This window comes from Ruegeria sp. AM9 (assembly GCF_056540565.1).
This window is the reverse complement of sequence record NZ_JBQFWY010000004.1, coordinates 223,210-238,357: the sequence shown is the minus strand read 5'-3', so window position 1 is coordinate 238,357 and position 15,148 is coordinate 223,210. Positions and strand designations below refer to the sequence as shown.

The window sequence follows — 15,148 nt, the reverse complement described above, 5'->3', positions numbered from 1 at the left end:
CATCCAACGTCGGTCCGACGTTGGATGACTTCAACTATCCATCTTCAACGCAGAAATAAACGCCTCCTGCGGGATATCGACCTTCCCGAACTGGCGCATCTTTTTCTTACCGGCCTTCTGCTTCTCCAGCAGTTTGCGTTTCCGCGTGGCGTCGCCGCCATAACACTTCGCGGTCACGTCCTTGCGCAGGGCCGAGAGGGTCTCGCGGGCGATGACCTTGCCTCCGATGGCGGCCTGGATCGGGATTTTGAACATGTGGCGCGGGATCAGGTCCTTGAGCTTTTCGCACATTGCCCGGCCCCGCATCTCGGCCCGGTCGCGGTGAACCATGGTCGAGAGCGCGTCCACCGGCTCGTCATTCACCAGCACCGACATCTTGACCAGATTGTCCTCGCGATACCCGGTCATCTGATAGTCGAACGAGGCATAGCCCTTGGTCACCGATTTCAGGCGGTCGTAAAAGTCGAACACGACCTCGTTCAGCGGCAGGTCATAGACGACCATGGCGCGGCTGCCCGCATAGGTCAGGTCCATCTGGATGCCGCGGCGGTCCTGACAGAGTTTCAGCACGTCGCCAAGGTATTCGTCGGGCACCAGAATGGTCGCCTTGATGCGCGGTTCCTCAAGGTGGTCGACCTTGGACAGATCCGGCATGTCGGCGGGGTTGTGCAGCTCGATCATCTCGCCGTCTTTCATGAAGACGTGGTAGATCACGCTGGGCGCGGTGGTGATGAGCTCGATATCGTATTCGCGTTCGATCCGGTCACGGATGACCTCAAGGTGCAGCAGGCCCAGGAAGCCGCAGCGGAAGCCAAAGCCCAGCGCCGCCGAGGTTTCCATTTCGTATGAGAACGAGGCGTCGTTCAGGGCCAGCTTTTCGATCGCGTCGCGCAGGTCTTCGAATTCGGCGCTGTCCACCGGGAAGAGGCCACAGAACACCACAGGCTGCGCGGGTTTGAAGCCCGGCAAAGCGACCTCGGTGCCGTTGCGATCATTGGTGATGGTGTCACCAACGCGGGTGTCGCGGACCTGTTTGATGGAAGCCGTCAAGAAGCCGATCTCACCGGGGCCCAGTGAGTCGACCATCTCCATCTCGGGGCGGAAGACGCCGACGCGGTCGACATGGTGCAGGGTGCCGTTCGACATGAACTTGACCCGCATCCCCTTTTTCAACGTGCCGTCCATGATGCGGACCAGAACGATGACGCCGAGATAGGCGTCGTACCACGAATCCACCAGCATCGCCTTGAGCGGCGCGTCCAGATTGCCCTGCGGGGCGGGCAGATGGGTGACGATGGCCTCAAGCGTCTCGTGAATGCCCTGCCCCGTCTTGGCGCTGACCTGAATGGCGTCGGTCGCGTCGATGCCGATCACATCCTCGATTTGCTCCGCCACGCGGTCACAATCGGACGCAGGCAGGTCGATCTTGTTCAGCACCGGCACGATCTCATGATCGGCGTCGATGGCCTGATACACGTTCGCCAGCGTCTGCGCCTCGACCCCTTGGGTCGAGTCCACAACCAGCAGAGAGCCCTCAACCGCACGCATGGATCGCGAGACCTCATAGGCAAAGTCCACGTGGCCCGGGGTGTCGATCAGGTTCAGCACATAGGCCTCGCCATTGTCGGCGGTGTAGTCGATGCGGACCGTGTTGGCCTTGATGGTGATGCCGCGCTCGCGCTCGATATCCATGCTGTCGAGCAGCTGTTCCTTCATGTCGCGATCCTTGACCGTTCCGGTCTCTTGAATGAGCCGGTCAGCAAGGGTGGATTTGCCATGGTCGATATGCGCGACGATGGAGAAATTGCGGATATGAGCGAGGTCTGTCATGGGTTGGGGATATGCGTCGGAAATGGGCTGTGGTCAATGGTTCTAGGCGATCTGCGATGTCCAAAATAATCTCATGGCCAATTGCATACAAATCGGTTCTAGAAATATACTTAGATTCACACCTGATGCTAAAGCTCAACTTGTTTTGAGGTAACGCGCCAGTTCATGGCCAGTGCGCTCGCTGAAGTGCCTGCATGTTGGATGTAAAGCACTGATTGTAAGTATACTCTGAAGCAAATTCCACATCCCGAATGTCCCGAATTGAACGCGCAACGTCGCCCTCTATGCGATCACTCGACCAATAGTCTCCATTGGCGATCAAGCTCTGGAGCGGGCTTCTTGGAGAATAAGGTGAGGCGAGCAACGCAGCAGCAGTCACCGTACAATCGGCGACCTCATCCGCACAGTAACTACTACATAAGTTACGAATGGGGGTCCAGGCCGCTATCTCTGAGCTAAGTTTAGTTGCCCTATCCCTGATGGCGGCGTCGCTAATCAATTCTCTTGGAGTAAATAAGCCCCAAGCGAGTTCGGAAGATAAGAAGCGATCATCTCCAGTATTAAGCCAAGCGAGCGATGCCGAACCTCCCAGATTGAAACCCTCCGAATTATGTTTCTGCAGGTACAATGCCCAGAACAAGAAGACGCTGGCGTCTTGGGGCAGTTTGTGGTCGAGGCCTTGCAAAACCTCAACCAAATCAGTCCCTTCACCATCGTAGAGCATAGATTGCGCTGCAAGCATCGCGGTAACTGGTTCACCAAGTTCGACCAATACTGCAATCGCAGGCGCTTTATTCTCGAATTTGGCAACTTGCAGCAGGGCAAGGGCCAGAGGCTCAGAGTTCTGAGCTTCGGTCAGCCATGATTTACCGGACAAACCGCCGGGTTTTCGCAATAGCGCGATGCGCTCCTTTCGCTCTAGATCAGATGTTACATGAGCGTGAAACCGGCTTTGGCTTGCTATACTCGCCAGCAAGATCTGAGCTGCAGCATTTCCATTTTGGGCCTGCTCAGAGAGGCTTCTCAGTGCAACCAGATCTTCGCCATCCAACCAAGTTTGAACCGCTTCTTTGAATTCCGGCGCGTCTTCACCTTGCAAAGGTGGCACTTGCGACAAGGCTGCCATTGGAAAAACCCAAACTAACGCTGACACAAATATATTTTTAATCGAAATCAATACCCTAACCCTTGTATTCGCCGATCTAAATCGCTTGTGGCGCATCCCGAAGCGCGGCTTTTGTCCCGGTCAAATCAACACCGTTTGATCTGACTGTCAAAACAATTGATCCCGATTCCAGTTTGATTCATACTCCCACCCAGACCGAGAGGGGCATAAGACCCGTCCGGGCAGGCAAAAACGAGGCTCGAGCATGAAACAGTTCCTCCTAATCGCACTCTGTGCCACGTCGATCTCGGCGGTGGCACCTAAGACCGCCGAGGCGGCGCAGATCAAGCGGGCGTGTCTGGCGTCCGACCGCACAGCCGCGACGCGGGACCGGTGCAGCTGCATCCAGCGGGTGGCCAATCAGGCGCTGACCCGCAGCGATCAGAAGACGGTCGCCAAGTGGTTCAGCGACCCCCATCAGGCGCAGGAGTTGAAGATGTCGAAAACCGCGCGCGACGATGCGTTGTGGGATCGGTATCGAAACTTTGGCCAGATGGCGCAGGCGATCTGCAGCTAAGCTGACCTCAATCCTTGACCTGATCGACACTGCGCCCCAGAAAAGGCGCAGCGAAAGGTGTATCAGATGGTAATGAAAGGGCTGACCCTGCGCGGGCTCGAAGTGTTCGAGGCCCTGGCGCGGACGGGATCGGTGGCGCAGGCTGCCGAGATCACGGGGCTCAGCCAGCCCTCGGTATCGCAGCAATTGCGCAATCTGGAAAATGCCCTGGGGACCGAACTGGTCGATCACGGACGTCGCCCCATGCGGCTGACGCAGGCGGGGCGCAGCTTTCTGGCCCGGACCGAGGCGGTGCTGGCTGAATTACAGATGGCCCAAAGCGAGTTGACCGTGATGGACCTGGGCCATCTGACCACTCTGTCCATCGGGCTGATCGACGATTTCGACAACGACCTGACCCCGCGGCTGGCGACTCTGCTGGCCGACAGCCTGACCCGTTCGAACTTCAAGCTGCTCACCCTGCCCAGCCTGGATCTGTTCCAAGAGTTGGAGGCCCAGCGCCTGCATCTTATGGTCTCGGCCCATTCCGGCGAGGTGCTGGAAGGCGTGGTCGAATACCCCTTGGTTCAGGACCCGTTCATTCTGGTGACGCCCAAAGGGGTTGAGAACGCCGTTCAGGACCTGCCCTTTCTACGCTATGCCCGCGAACAACTGATCAGCCGCCAGATCGAGGCACATCTGGCCCGGCAGCGGCTGGAATACGAAGAACGGTTCGAAATCGGCTCGCATCTGGCACTGATGGCGATGGTCGCACGAGGGCTGGGTTGGGCGATAACGACGCCGCTGGGCTATATGCGGGCAACCCGGTTTCACGACGCGCTTGAGGCACACCCCGCCCCGTTCGGGGATTTTTCGCGCACGATTTCCCTGTTTACCCGCACCGACTGGTCCGATCAGGTACCGCGAGAGGTTGCCGACATGATGCGCCGCCTGATGCGCAACCAGATCGTCGATCCGGCACTGGCGCAGCTGCCGTGGCTTACCGACCGCCTGAAGGTGATGGGCTAGGCCCGCAAATGCGCATCGAGTCCCGCCACGGCGACCTCGATCAGATCCAGCGCCCCGTCAAAATCCCGCGTATAGTACGGGTCGGACACGTGATCCGCCCCTGTCTCAGGCGCGAAATCGGTCAGCAGACGGACGGGGGTCTCATTCCCTGCGGGCCGCAAGGCTTCGATGTTCCTGATGTTCTCGGCGTCCATGCCGACGATCAGGTCGAACTGATCAAAATCCTCAGCCACGAATTTCCGCGCCCGCAGGTCGCTTAGGTCGATGCCCCGTGCCCCCGCCGCTGCCTGCATCGGCTCATAGGGCGGTTCTCCGATATGCCAGCCGGAGGTTCCGGCACTGTCGGTCATATGGTGGGGCGCACGGGCGCGAAACGCGCCTTCGGCGGCAGGAGAACGGCAGATATTGCCCAGACAGACAAAGAGGATACGGTGGGTCATGGGCCAAGGTGTAGCGCGTGAGGCAAAGATGGAAAAGATCGTCATTCTGACAGGGGCGGGAATCTCGGCCGAAAGTGGGCTGGGCACGTTCCGCGACGAGGACGGCTTGTGGGCGCAGCACAGGATCGAGGATGTCGCCACACCCGAGGGCTTTGCCCGCAACCCCGCCCTGGTCCATGGGTTTTACAACGCCCGCCGAGTTCAGGCTGCTGAGGCTCCACCAAACGCAGCGCATAAGGCTCTGGCCCGCCTGCAACTGGACTTTCGCGGTGAAGTGGTAATCGTCACCCAGAATGTCGATAGCCTGCACGAGGCAGGCGGTGCCCGAAACGTGATCCACATGCACGGGACACTGGCCGGTGCGCTGTGCGCGGCTTGTGATCACCGCTGGCCCGCACCGCCCGAGATGGCGGTGGGTGAGACCTGCCCGGCCTGCAACGCCCCCACGGCACGGCCGGATGTGGTCTGGTTTGGCGAGATGCCTTACCACATGGACGCAATCTACGACCATCTGGCCGATGCAACCCTGTTCGCGGCCATCGGCACCTCGGGACAGGTCTACCCAGCCGCCGCCTTTGTGCACGAGGCCCGCATGTCCGGCGCACAGACAGTCGAGCTTAACCTCGCTCCGTCGGATGGGGCATCCAGCTTTGACAACGTTATCCTCGGCCCTGCATCGGAAACTGTCCCACACTGGGTCGAGGGGCTGCTGGGGCAATCCTGATCGCAAACCCCGCAGACAGCGGCGAATTTTCCTGTTTATAGTAAAGGCCTAACGCGACGGGAGAGCCCAATGACAGACCCCCAGTTTCCACGAGAAGAGATTCTTGACGACGACAGTCTGGACAGCCGCGACGCAGTGGGCGACCAGCTGGCGGGGCTGTGGTGGACCTTCCTGTTGCGCGGGCTTCTGGCCGGGGCGCTGGGCATCGCGGCCCTGTTCTGGCCGACGGGCAGCATTTCCCTCTTGCTGCGGCTTGTCGGCCTGCTGTTGGTGTTCGACGGCGGCCTGACCTTGCTGGGCTTCGGACGGCGCGGCCTGATCGGGGGCGTTGGCATCGGCGCGCTGCTGATCGGACTGGTGTTGCTGATCTGGCCCGAGGGCGTGGCTCGGCTGGCCTTCTTCCTTCTGGGCGCGTGGGCACTGATCATGGGTGTCGGCTCTATGGCGGCGTGGCGGCAGATGTCGGATCAACACCCCGATGCCGCATCGATCCGCAACTCGGGGATCGTGGCGCTGGTGATCGGTCTGGTGCTGATCTTCTGGCCCGGCAGCGGTATGGTGGCACTTGGATGGGCCATCGCGTTCGGCGCGCTCGCCTTCTCTGCAGTGATGTTCTGGCTGACTGCACGGTTCAAACGCGCCCATGACCGTGTGGCGATGCGGGTGGTCAATCGTTGATCCGTTCGGCAAAACGCAAACAGGCCGGGCAAAGCCCGACCTGACGCATGGATGAGGGCCGCAGAGCGGCCCGAAGACAGGCGTTCGCTCAGTTCGAGTGCGATCCGTGACCGCCCTTGTCCTGACGTTCCAGATCGACTGGGATCTCAATCTCAACCTCGCCCGCCTTTTCAAAGATCAGGGTCACGGGAACCGTCGCGCCCTGCTCGAACGGAGCAGTCAGGCCCATGAACATGACATGGTCGCCACCGCGTTTCAGCATGTGCATCTCGCCTGCCGGAATGACAAAGCCTTCCTCGACATGCACCATCTTGGCCACGCCACTGTCATCAACCTTATGGGTATGCAGCTCGACCCGCGCGGCGGCATCCGATTCCACACCGATCAGCCGGTCATCGGTTTCGCCGGCATTTTGGATCATCATGAAAGCGGCACCGGCCTTGGCCGACTTGCCCGATGATCGGGCATAAGCGTCGTCAACGGAAATTGCATCCTGCGCCCAGACAGAGGTGGCGAGCAGTGCGGTGGCCATCGAGGCCAGGAGTTTGGATTTGAGGGACATCGCGCCTCTCCTTGTTTAAGTGTCTGAAAAGAGAAAACTCAGATCAGAGCCGGAGGCGCGCGTGCCGGTCTGTAAGGAAGCGGAAGAGCAATCAGGTTGTCGGCCTTGCGCAAGGGCGCTGGCCGATCGGTGTCAGGAACAACAGGTAGTTCGGGTTCCGGAACCGCAATCGCACCCAACAGGGTCAGCGCATAATCCGGGCAGAAATGCGGGGGCTGCGCCGGCTGACCTTCGGCGTCCATATAGACCACCACCGGACCCGAGCCAGTGCACAGCACCATCTGCCCCACCGCCCTGTCCATTCCGCGCGACGCGGCCACACCCTGCCCTGTCAGCATGACGAGCAGCGAAAGTGCCAAAGGCAGGAATCTGTTCAGAGCGGTCTTCATCCTGCGCCGGATATAAGCCCGACGCAAAGCGGGCTTCAAGCGCAATCGGAAACGCCCGAAGCCCGCAAGGTTGGGTTTGGTGTCAGCCGTCCACGCCGGGACGTTTGACAGACCCTTTGGTCAGGCTCGTATGTAACCTGTTCACCTGTCGTTGCATCCGAAAGCATGTCCCAAACATTTTGCCAAAAAAGGCAGCCAACAGGGAGAGATAATCAGATAGTTTGAAAGACATGAGATAGAACTCCGCCAGATGAATATGACTGAACATAAAACGAGCGGAGCCAAGTGTATGTGAACAATGTCACCAACAGCGGAATTTTAGTTCCAATCCGGGAACAGCCCACAAAATAAAAGGCCCTGCACCGCGCGGTACAGGGCCGAATTCTTTGCAGGTAAAAAAGGGCTTAGGCCGCGGCTTGCGCCTTGGCGATTTCCTTTTTCACTTTCAGCGCGTTTGCCGACAGCTCTTCGTCCTTGGCTTTGGCCAGGAACGCGTCCAGACCACCGCGGTGGTCAACCGAACGCAGAGCAGCAGCCGAGATGCGCAGCTTGACGCCACGGCCCAGAGCTTCGGACTGCAGGGTAACGTCGTTCAGGTTCGGCAGAAAACGACGACGAGTTCTGTTTTTGGCGTGGCTGACATTGTTGCCAGTCATCGGGCCTTTTCCGGTCAGTTCGCAACGGCGCGACATGGTTTCTTCCTTTGTTTCTGGAGGCCGGGCATGATGCCAGCGGCCAAATCACAAGGGGCGCAACCCGAAGTCGCGCCCGAAAACTGGTTGGATGCGTGTAGTGGGAATCGCGGGAAGGGTCAAGACAGATCACGCGAATTCTTTAAACCAACGTCACTGACCGGGGAAAGTTTGCGCCCGCAGCAATGGTTTGTTGTTCTTTCGGTGCCGCTCCAACAGGCGCGCCTGCTGCCGTCCGCGCGGAATAAAGCGCGCAGGTCTCGGTGTCAGCCGCTTTTCGATCAGCTCAGGGAAAATGTCGAGAATCTCACGCCTCGCCTCTGCGCCAAGCGACTTCAGAGCCTCAACGCCGGTGAAAAGGCTTTCGGTCGGGGCGTTTTCGGCGAAAATCACCTGATGGCGGTCGAACAACAGATGAAAATACTCAACCCCTGTTACAGTTTCATCGACAAATATCCCAGGCAGAACAGTCAGCTTGATCGCCGGGATCAGCACCTCGGATGTGCCGAACATGCGCTCGGCGATTTTTGACTGCACCAGCATCCTGTGCTGACGCGAAACCAGCAGATCGCGCCGGGGCAGGCCGTTGCCCAGCGCACCGGCCAGAATGCGCACCGGCCAAAGGCGCGGATTGTTCAGCAATTCAGCCCGGCCGAACCCACGCCGGCCAATCCACCGGATGCCTTGCAACCCGTGCTCCATGGTGGGGATCATGTCCCCGATCCGCAGCTCTTGAATCGGGCGCTTTCCGGTTTGCGTCAGAATAGCGGTGTCACGGGTAAAGCATGGAACGCCCGAGCCGTTTTCGAACGCAGAATACGTGACCACGATGCCGGACGGCAGGGTAAACGTGCCGCTGGACAATGAATAGCCGACACCATCCTCGACCGTGATGGTGCCGAAAACGCTGTCATTGATCACGGTCCCAACGGGCAGGTTCAGCGTATCCGTTCCGTTGCCACCACGAATGTCGCCGTCGACGGAAGTACTGCTGAAATTCAGTGTATCGTTGCCGCCCCCCAGCCGAATGGCTCCGACGGTCGAGCCGGTTATGTCAACGGTGTCGGCATCCGACCCCGAAGAAACGCGACCGCCTACGGTGCTGTTGGTGACGGTAATGGTGTCACTTCCGGCATTGCCGATCACGTTGTCGGCGATGACGCTGTCGGTGACATTTATATCGTCGTCACCGCCCCGTCCCCGGATATTGTCAATCGGAGACCCCTGCGGGTTCCCGTTCAGGGTGCCGCTGTTGCCTGTGACGTCGATATCGTCGTCGCTATTTGTCCCATTTATTCTGGGCATTTGGACCGGTCCACTACATCAGGAGGCCAGACTAACACGTTTCCGCGCCATCGTCAGTCCACAACACAACCCTGGATGGAATGTCCGCTACACTCCGCTCAGGCACACACCCTATCGCAAGATGAGTGACGACAGCATGGTTTCCGCAGCCGCCGAGGGGCTCAGCCCGCCTGCACGCACTTGCGCACCCAGATGATCCATATCGGCCCGCGCCTGCGCGGTGGACAGTTGCGCCAGCAGGGCGGCGCGCACCTCCTGCTCGAACCAGTACTGCGCCTGTGCCGCCCGGTTCGCATCCCAGTGCCCCCGATCCCGGCGCGATTGGGTGAGGGATTGCATTTCAGCCCACGCGCCCTCAAGCCCATGTTCTTCAACTGCAGAAACCGTCATCGCCTTGGGAAACCCTTCCGGATCCTGCGGGCGTTTGCGCAACAGGCGCAAGGCACCGGCGTAATCGGCACAGGTGCGGGTGGCGGTGGCCTTCAGGTCTCCGTCCGCCTTGTTGACCAAAATCATGTCGGCCATTTCCATGATGCCGCGTTTGACGCCCTGCAGTTCGTCCCCGCCCGCCGGGGCCAGCAGCAATAGGAACAGGTCCGACATCTCCGACACCACGGTTTCCGACTGGCCTACACCGACGGTTTCGATCAGCACCACATCGAAGGCCGCCGCCTCGCACAAGGCAATCGCCTCGCGTGTGCGGCGTGCGACACCGCCCAGATGCGACTGGCTGGGCGACGGGCGGATAAAGGCGTTTCTCTCGCGGCTCAGACGCTCCATCCGGGTTTTATCGCCCAGAATCGAGCCCCCCGACCGGGCCGAGCTGGGATCGACCGCAAGCACCGCCACGCGCAGCCCCTGCCCGATCAGCATCATGCCGAAGCTTTCGATAAAGGTGGACTTGCCCACACCGGGCGTTCCCGACAAACCGATGCGCAGGGATTGCCGCTGGGACTTGGCGACATGGGCCAGCAACTCGGTCGCCTGCGCCCGGTGATCGTCGCGGCCGCTTTCAACCAGAGTGATCGCACGGGCCAGCGCGCGGCGCTCGCCGTTCAAAATTCTGTCGCCCAGTTCAGCAGTTTTCATGCGCGTCCCCATACCCGATTTTCGCCTTGATGGCGTAGCGGAATGGGGTTTGTCCAGTGCCAAGCACCATGAGAATTGCCGCAGCCTGTCGGAACTGGACCTTGTGGAACGGTTGGCGGATAAAGTCCGCATGACACGCCTGCCAATCGACGACGCCATCCCTGACCTGCTTGCCGCCCTCAAGGCTTCGGGCCGTGCTGTGTTGCAGGCGCCTCCGGGCGCAGGCAAGACGACACGGGTGCCTCTGGCGATGCTCGAAGCAGGCGTGTGTGACGGCAAGATCGTGATGCTGGAACCGCGCAGGCTGGCTGCACGCGCCGCCGCCGAACGCATGGCGGAAACGTTAGGCCAGTGTGCCGGTGAAACGGTCGGCTACCGGGTACGCGGCGACGCCAAGGTTTCGAAATCAACCCGGATCGAGGTGGTCACCGAGGGCATTCTGACCCGGATGCTGCAATCCGACCCCGATTTGCCCGGCGTGGGTGCGGTGATCTTCGACGAATTCCACGAACGGTCCCTGAACGCCGATCTGGGGCTGGCCCTGTGCCTCGAGGTCACCGGCGCGCTGCGGGACGATCTGATCCTGCTGGCTATGTCCGCAACATTGGATGCTGAGCCCGTGGGGGGGCTGATGGAGGCCCCTCTGGTCACCTCCGAGGGGCGCAGCTATCCGGTTGAGACCCGCTGGCTGGACCGTCCCTTGGGGGCGCAGTCAAGACGGCTGGACGCTCTGATCGATCTGGTGGTTCAGGCCGAGCGGGACACGCGCAAAACCGGTGGCGGTATACTGGTGTTCCTGCCCGGTGAGGGCGAAATCCGGCGGGCCGAGGCCGCCTTGTCCGGGCGTTTGCCTGGCGATTGTGCGGTGCGCCCCCTGTTCGGGGCGATGCCCTTCGCCGCCCAGCGCGCGGCGATTGCGCCTGTTGAGGCCGGACGCAAAGTGGTGCTGGCCACGTCGATTGCCGAAACCTCGCTGACCATCCCCGACATCCGCGTGGTGGTTGACATGGGCCAGGCACGGCGGGCGCGGTTCGATCCGGGCTCGGGCATGTCACGACTGGTGACCGAGCGTGTGACACGGGCCGAGGCCACCCAGCGCGCAGGCCGCGCCGGACGTGTGGCCGAAGGGGTCTGCTATCGGCTGTGGTCCAAGGGCGAAGAAGGCGCGCTGGCCGCCTACCCCCCGGCCGAGATCGAAGCCGCCGACCTGACCGGACTGGCGCTGGAGCTGGCGCTGTGGGGCGCAGAACCGAACGATCTGGCCTTCCTGACGCCTCCGCCCGAAGGCACGATGGCCGAAGCGAAGGCCTTGCTGACAATGCTGGGCGCACTGGATGCCAAAGGGCGGATCACCGAACACGGGCGCGCGCTGGCCGCGCTGCCTCTGCACCCGCGCCTGGGGCATATGCTGGTGCGCGCCGGGCCGGGCGCCGCGCCCTTGGCCGCGTTGATGGCCGAACGCGACCCGCTCAAAGGGGCCCCGGCGGATATGCTGCTGCGGCTGGAAGCGCTGCGCGATATACGCGCGTTTCAACGCAATCGGGTCTGGCAAGTGAACAATGGCGCCGTGGATCGGATCAAGGCCGAGGCCAAACGGCTGCGCTCACGGGGCAACGCCACCGATCTGAGTCCTGCCGCGATGGCCGCGCTGGCCTATCCCGACAGGGTCGGACAACGCCGCAAGGGCGATGCGCCACGCTATGTCCTGTCGGGTGGCAAAGGTGCTGTGCTGGACGGTGGCGACACGCTGGCCGCCGCACCTTATCTGGTGGTCACGGATACCGACGGCAATCCGCGTGAAGCCCGCGTGCGCATGGCTGCCCAGATATCGGAACGCGAAATCCGTGACCTGTTTGAGGGGCAGATCAACTGGGCCGACAGTTGCGAATGGTCCAAGCGCGACCGGCGGGTCGTGGCGCGCCAACAAGAGCGGTTCGGTGCAATCACTCTGAGCGACCGCATCTGGAAAGACGTCCCGGACGAAGCAGTGGCGCAAGCCATGCTGGACGGCGTGCGCGATCTTGGCCTGCGGCTGGACGGCGCCGCGGCACGTCTGGCCGCCCGGGTGGAACTGGTGCGGGCCGAGGGTGCGGACCTGCCTGATTTTACCATCGAGGGACTGACAGAAACCCTGGAAGACTGGCTGCTGCCAATACTCTCAAACGTACGCAATGCCGACGAGTGGAAACGGTTCGACCTGCTGCCCGCCCTGCGTGCCCGGATGGACTGGAACCAGACGCAAGAGCTGGACCGCCGCGCACCGGGATCGTTCGAAACGCCGCTGGGCCGAAAGGTGCCGATTGATTACGGCGGTGCGGTGCCCGAGATATCGGTGCGCCTGCAGGAACTGTTCGGTGTCACGCGGCACCCTGTCGTGGGGGGCCAGGCACTGAAGATCACCCTGCTTTCCCCGGCCCAAAGACCAATCCAGATCACCCGCGATCTGCCCGGTTTCTGGGCCGGATCCTATGCGGATGTCCGCAAGGACATGCGCGCGCAATACCCAAAACACCCCTGGCCCGAAGATCCGACCCAGGCCGATCCAACCTTGCGCGCCAAACGGCGGGGACAAAACCGCGATTGACCAATTGATTGGGTTTTCAGGCGAGCTCTCCAAGCTGATGAACGCGCATGAAATTCAGAGGGGCTCATTGAAGAAACCGCGCGTTGTTGCTATATGACTGCCTCTTGACGGTAACGCGCGCGCAAAAGATCAAATTATGACCACATGGTTGCGGAACATCTGGGAGGAGGTCGCAAGACCCATTTTCCTACGCCCCAAGCGGGTGCAGTTCGCTGCACTGTGCACTCGGGAAACCGAAACCGGGCCAGAGGTTCTGCTGATCACCAGCCGCGATACTGGGCGCTGGATCATCCCCAAGGGCTGGCCGATTGACGGCAAGGACGGTGCCGAAACAGCCCTGCAGGAGGCTTGGGAAGAGGCTGGCGTGCGTGCGCCCAGCATCGCCAAAGAACCCATAGGCTGTTTTACCTATGACAAAGTCCTGAAAGACGGCTCGGCCCTTCCGGTTCTGACCAATGTCTACCGGGTCGAAGTGCAGGATCTTGCGGATTGCTTTCCCGAAGCGGATGAGCGCAAGCGGGTCTGGGTGGCTCCTGCCATTGCGGCCGAACGCGTCAACGAACCGGAACTGCGCGACATACTGCTCCAGTTGTAACAGTTTCGCAAAAAATTGATGACGAGGCGGTTGCCCGCGCGGGTGAAACCGTCTAGCCGCCTGTGTCAACTCAAGCAAGCCGCAAATCCCATGTCGAACATCACTACAAAAACCCGTTGGCAGGCGCTGGACAGCGACCTGCATCGCATCTCGCGTGTTGAAAATGCGAGTGTCCATGTGGCGCGCCCGATGCTGGCGCCCGGCATCGCGCTGGCCTTTATCGCGCTGGCCGGTTTGTCGGCTGCAGTGGTTTTTGGACACGCGGATGGCGGATTGATCGTTGTCGCGGCAGCGGTATTCGGGGCCTATATGGCGGTCAATATCGGCGCGAACGATGTGGCCAACAACATGGGTCCGGCGGTTGGGGCCAATGCCCTGACCATGGGTGGTGCGATCGTGATCGCGGCCATCGCTGAAAGCGCGGGCGCGCTGCTGGCCGGTGGGGATGTGGTCTCGACCATTTCAAAGGGAATCATTGATCCGGCCTCGGTGCAGAACAGCAATGTGTTTATCTGGGCGATGATGGCCGCGCTGATTTCATCAGCCATGTGGGTCAACCTCGCCACCTGGGTCGGCGCGCCGGTTTCGACCACACACTCGGTCGTGGGTGGCGTGATGGGCGCAGGCATCGCCGCAGCGGGTCTGAGCGCCGTCAGTTGGGGCACAATGAGCGCCATTGCCGCAAGCTGGGTGATTTCACCAGTTCTGGGCGGGGTGATCGCGGCCGGTTTTCTGGCGCTAATCAAGACCAAGATTCAGTATCAGGACGACAAGATCGCCGCTGCTCGGCGTTGGGTTCCGATCCTCGTGGCCGTCATGGCTGCAGCGTTTGCAACCTATCTGGCCGTCAAAGGCCTGAAACGGATTGTGAAGATCGAGCTTGAGATAGCCCTGCTGATCGGTCTGACCTCGGGTCTGCTGGTATGGTCGTTGACGGTGCCGTGGGTACGGCGCAAGTCCGAAGGGTTGGAAAACCGCACGAAGTCCCTGAAGACCCTGTTTGGCCTGCCGCTGGTGATCTCGGCCACGTTCCTAAGCTTCGCGCATGGCGCCAACGACGTCGCCAATGCGGTAGGCCCATTGGCAGCCATCGTGCACGCGGCGGAATTCGGCGATTTCGCCTCGAAAGTGGCGATCCCAACCTGGGTCATGGTGATCGGCGCATTCGGGATTTCATTCGGCCTGTTCCTGTTTGGCCCCAAACTGATCCGGATGGTGGGCAGCCAGATCACCAAGCTGAACCCGATGCGCGCCTTCTGCGTGGCGCTATCGGCGGCAATCACCGTGATCGTGGCCAGTTGGCTGGGCCTGCCGGTCAGTTCCACACACATCGCCGTGGGGGCCGTATTCGGGGTTGGGTTCTACCGCGAATGGCACTCGGACCGCCGCTGGAAGCAATCGAACCTCCAGCGTCCCGCCGAACAGCGTCTGGCCCGCGAAGAGCACCAGCGCCGCAAGCTGGTGCGTCGCTCGCATTTCATGACGATTGTGGCAGCCTGGGTCATCACCGTTCCGGCAGCTGCGGCCATGTCGGCGGCGATATTCATGTTTCTGACAGCCTTTATCTGAC

Annotated in this window: 15 protein-coding genes; 7 read left to right on the top strand and 8 right to left on the bottom strand. The window is 61.0% G+C overall.

All coding sequences use genetic code 11. The features are described 5' to 3' along the window. Nucleotides 1-30 precede the first annotated feature (30 nt). Together lepA and ACR0DO_RS10485 are read right to left on the bottom strand one after the other, a co-directional pair. Nucleotides 31-1,830: a translation elongation factor 4 gene (gene lepA, locus ACR0DO_RS10490; RefSeq protein ID WP_480558524.1), complete on the bottom strand. Its 1,800-nt coding sequence runs from the start codon at nucleotides 1,828-1,830 to the stop codon at nucleotides 31-33. A gap of 163 nt (nucleotides 1,831-1,993) precedes the next feature. Then, a complete protein-coding gene (locus ACR0DO_RS10485) occupies nucleotides 1,994-3,007 on the bottom strand; it encodes a hypothetical protein (RefSeq protein ID WP_480558522.1) in 1,014 nt (337 codons plus the stop codon). A gap of 193 nt (nucleotides 3,008-3,200) precedes the next feature. On the opposite strand from ACR0DO_RS10485, the gene ACR0DO_RS10480 reads away from it, so the two are divergent. Together ACR0DO_RS10480 and ACR0DO_RS10475 are read left to right on the top strand one after the other, a co-directional pair. Beyond that, nucleotides 3,201-3,512: a hypothetical protein gene (locus ACR0DO_RS10480; RefSeq protein WP_480558520.1), complete on the top strand. Its 312-nt coding sequence runs from the start codon at nucleotides 3,201-3,203 to the stop codon at nucleotides 3,510-3,512. Nucleotides 3,513-3,578: 66 nt separating this feature from the next. Next, a complete protein-coding gene (locus tag ACR0DO_RS10475; RefSeq protein WP_170445791.1) occupies nucleotides 3,579-4,520 on the top strand; it encodes a LysR family transcriptional regulator in 942 nt (313 codons plus the stop codon). Here ACR0DO_RS10475 and ACR0DO_RS10470 read toward each other — a convergent pair. Continuing rightward, the gene (locus ACR0DO_RS10470; protein ID WP_480558518.1) at nucleotides 4,517-4,960 is read right to left on the bottom strand and encodes a low molecular weight protein-tyrosine-phosphatase; all 444 of its coding nucleotides are present in this window, start codon (nucleotides 4,958-4,960) and stop codon (nucleotides 4,517-4,519) included. The two genes, ACR0DO_RS10475 and ACR0DO_RS10470, sit on opposite strands and share 4 nt — an antisense overlap. 28 nt (nucleotides 4,961-4,988) lie before the next feature. Here ACR0DO_RS10470 and ACR0DO_RS10465 point away from each other — a divergent pair, with 28 nt between their 5' ends. Both ACR0DO_RS10465 and ACR0DO_RS10460 read left to right on the top strand, forming a co-directional pair. Further along, nucleotides 4,989-5,684 (top strand): NAD-dependent deacylase, encoded by a 696-nt coding sequence (locus ACR0DO_RS10465; protein ID WP_480558582.1) that lies wholly within the window; start codon nucleotides 4,989-4,991, stop codon nucleotides 5,682-5,684. Between the two features lie 69 nt (nucleotides 5,685-5,753). Next, entirely contained in the window at nucleotides 5,754-6,362 is a 609-nt protein-coding gene (locus ACR0DO_RS10460) for an HdeD family acid-resistance protein (protein WP_480558516.1), read from the top strand. An 88-nt stretch (nucleotides 6,363-6,450) separates the two neighbouring features. Here ACR0DO_RS10460 and ACR0DO_RS10455 read toward each other — a convergent pair whose 3' ends face one another. The 5 genes from ACR0DO_RS10455 to meaB form a co-directional block, all read right to left on the bottom strand. Next, entirely contained in the window at nucleotides 6,451-6,924 is a 474-nt protein-coding gene (locus ACR0DO_RS10455) for a copper chaperone PCu(A)C (protein ID WP_480558514.1), read from the bottom strand. A gap of 38 nt (nucleotides 6,925-6,962) precedes the next feature. After that, nucleotides 6,963-7,313: a hypothetical protein gene (locus tag ACR0DO_RS10450; RefSeq protein ID WP_480558512.1), complete on the bottom strand. Its 351-nt coding sequence runs from the start codon at nucleotides 7,311-7,313 to the stop codon at nucleotides 6,963-6,965. Nucleotides 7,314-7,717: 404 nt separating this feature from the next. Further along, entirely contained in the window at nucleotides 7,718-8,005 is a 288-nt protein-coding gene (rpmB, locus tag ACR0DO_RS10445) for a 50S ribosomal protein L28 (RefSeq protein WP_170445188.1), read from the bottom strand. A 153-nt stretch (nucleotides 8,006-8,158) separates the two neighbouring features. Continuing rightward, complete coding sequence (locus ACR0DO_RS10440; RefSeq protein WP_480558510.1) at nucleotides 8,159-9,310, bottom strand: Hint domain-containing protein; 1,152 nt, start codon at nucleotides 9,308-9,310, stop codon at nucleotides 8,159-8,161. 111 nt (nucleotides 9,311-9,421) lie between these two features. Continuing rightward, the gene (meaB, locus tag ACR0DO_RS10435; protein ID WP_480558508.1) at nucleotides 9,422-10,399 is read right to left on the bottom strand and encodes a methylmalonyl Co-A mutase-associated GTPase MeaB; all 978 of its coding nucleotides are present in this window, start codon (nucleotides 10,397-10,399) and stop codon (nucleotides 9,422-9,424) included. Between the two features lie 130 nt (nucleotides 10,400-10,529). Between meaB and hrpB the strand changes: the two genes are divergently transcribed. The 3 genes from hrpB to ACR0DO_RS10420 all read left to right on the top strand — a co-directional run bounded on the left by hrpB (nucleotide 10,530) and on the right by ACR0DO_RS10420 (nucleotide 15,147). After that, the gene (gene hrpB / locus ACR0DO_RS10430) at nucleotides 10,530-12,983 is read left to right on the top strand and encodes an ATP-dependent helicase HrpB (RefSeq protein WP_480558580.1); all 2,454 of its coding nucleotides are present in this window, start codon (nucleotides 10,530-10,532) and stop codon (nucleotides 12,981-12,983) included. Nucleotides 12,984-13,119: 136 nt separating this feature from the next. Further along, complete coding sequence (locus tag ACR0DO_RS10425) at nucleotides 13,120-13,578, top strand: NUDIX hydrolase (protein ID WP_480558506.1); 459 nt, start codon at nucleotides 13,120-13,122, stop codon at nucleotides 13,576-13,578. Between the two features lie 90 nt (nucleotides 13,579-13,668). Then, nucleotides 13,669-15,147, top strand: coding sequence for an inorganic phosphate transporter (locus ACR0DO_RS10420; protein ID WP_480558504.1), 1,479 nt, complete (start codon nucleotides 13,669-13,671; stop codon nucleotides 15,145-15,147). The last annotated feature ends 1 nt before the right edge of the window (nucleotide 15,148 follow it).

Coding starts and splice junctions, on each gene's coding strand:
- ACR0DO_RS10440 (WP_480558510.1), bottom strand. CDS start 9,310: ATGCCCAGAATAAATGGGACAAATAGCGACGACGATATCGACGTCACA.
- ACR0DO_RS10470 (WP_480558518.1), bottom strand. CDS start 4,960: ATGACCCACCGTATCCTCTTTGTCTGTCTGGGCAATATCTGCCGTTCT.
- ACR0DO_RS10425 (WP_480558506.1), top strand. CDS start 13,120: ATGACCACATGGTTGCGGAACATCTGGGAGGAGGTCGCAAGACCCATT.
- rpmB (WP_170445188.1), bottom strand. CDS start 8,005: ATGTCGCGCCGTTGCGAACTGACCGGAAAAGGCCCGATGACTGGCAAC.
- meaB (WP_480558508.1), bottom strand. CDS start 10,399: ATGAAAACTGCTGAACTGGGCGACAGAATTTTGAACGGCGAGCGCCGC.
- ACR0DO_RS10480 (WP_480558520.1), top strand. CDS start 3,201: ATGAAACAGTTCCTCCTAATCGCACTCTGTGCCACGTCGATCTCGGCG.
- ACR0DO_RS10475 (WP_170445791.1), top strand. CDS start 3,579: ATGGTAATGAAAGGGCTGACCCTGCGCGGGCTCGAAGTGTTCGAGGCC.
- ACR0DO_RS10455 (WP_480558514.1), bottom strand. CDS start 6,924: ATGTCCCTCAAATCCAAACTCCTGGCCTCGATGGCCACCGCACTGCTC.
- ACR0DO_RS10450 (WP_480558512.1), bottom strand. CDS start 7,313: ATGAAGACCGCTCTGAACAGATTCCTGCCTTTGGCACTTTCGCTGCTC.
- ACR0DO_RS10420 (WP_480558504.1), top strand. CDS start 13,669: ATGTCGAACATCACTACAAAAACCCGTTGGCAGGCGCTGGACAGCGAC.
- lepA (WP_480558524.1), bottom strand. CDS start 1,830: ATGACAGACCTCGCTCATATCCGCAATTTCTCCATCGTCGCGCATATC.
- ACR0DO_RS10460 (WP_480558516.1), top strand. CDS start 5,754: ATGACAGACCCCCAGTTTCCACGAGAAGAGATTCTTGACGACGACAGT.
- hrpB (WP_480558580.1), top strand. CDS start 10,530: ATGACACGCCTGCCAATCGACGACGCCATCCCTGACCTGCTTGCCGCC.
- ACR0DO_RS10465 (WP_480558582.1), top strand. CDS start 4,989: ATGGAAAAGATCGTCATTCTGACAGGGGCGGGAATCTCGGCCGAAAGT.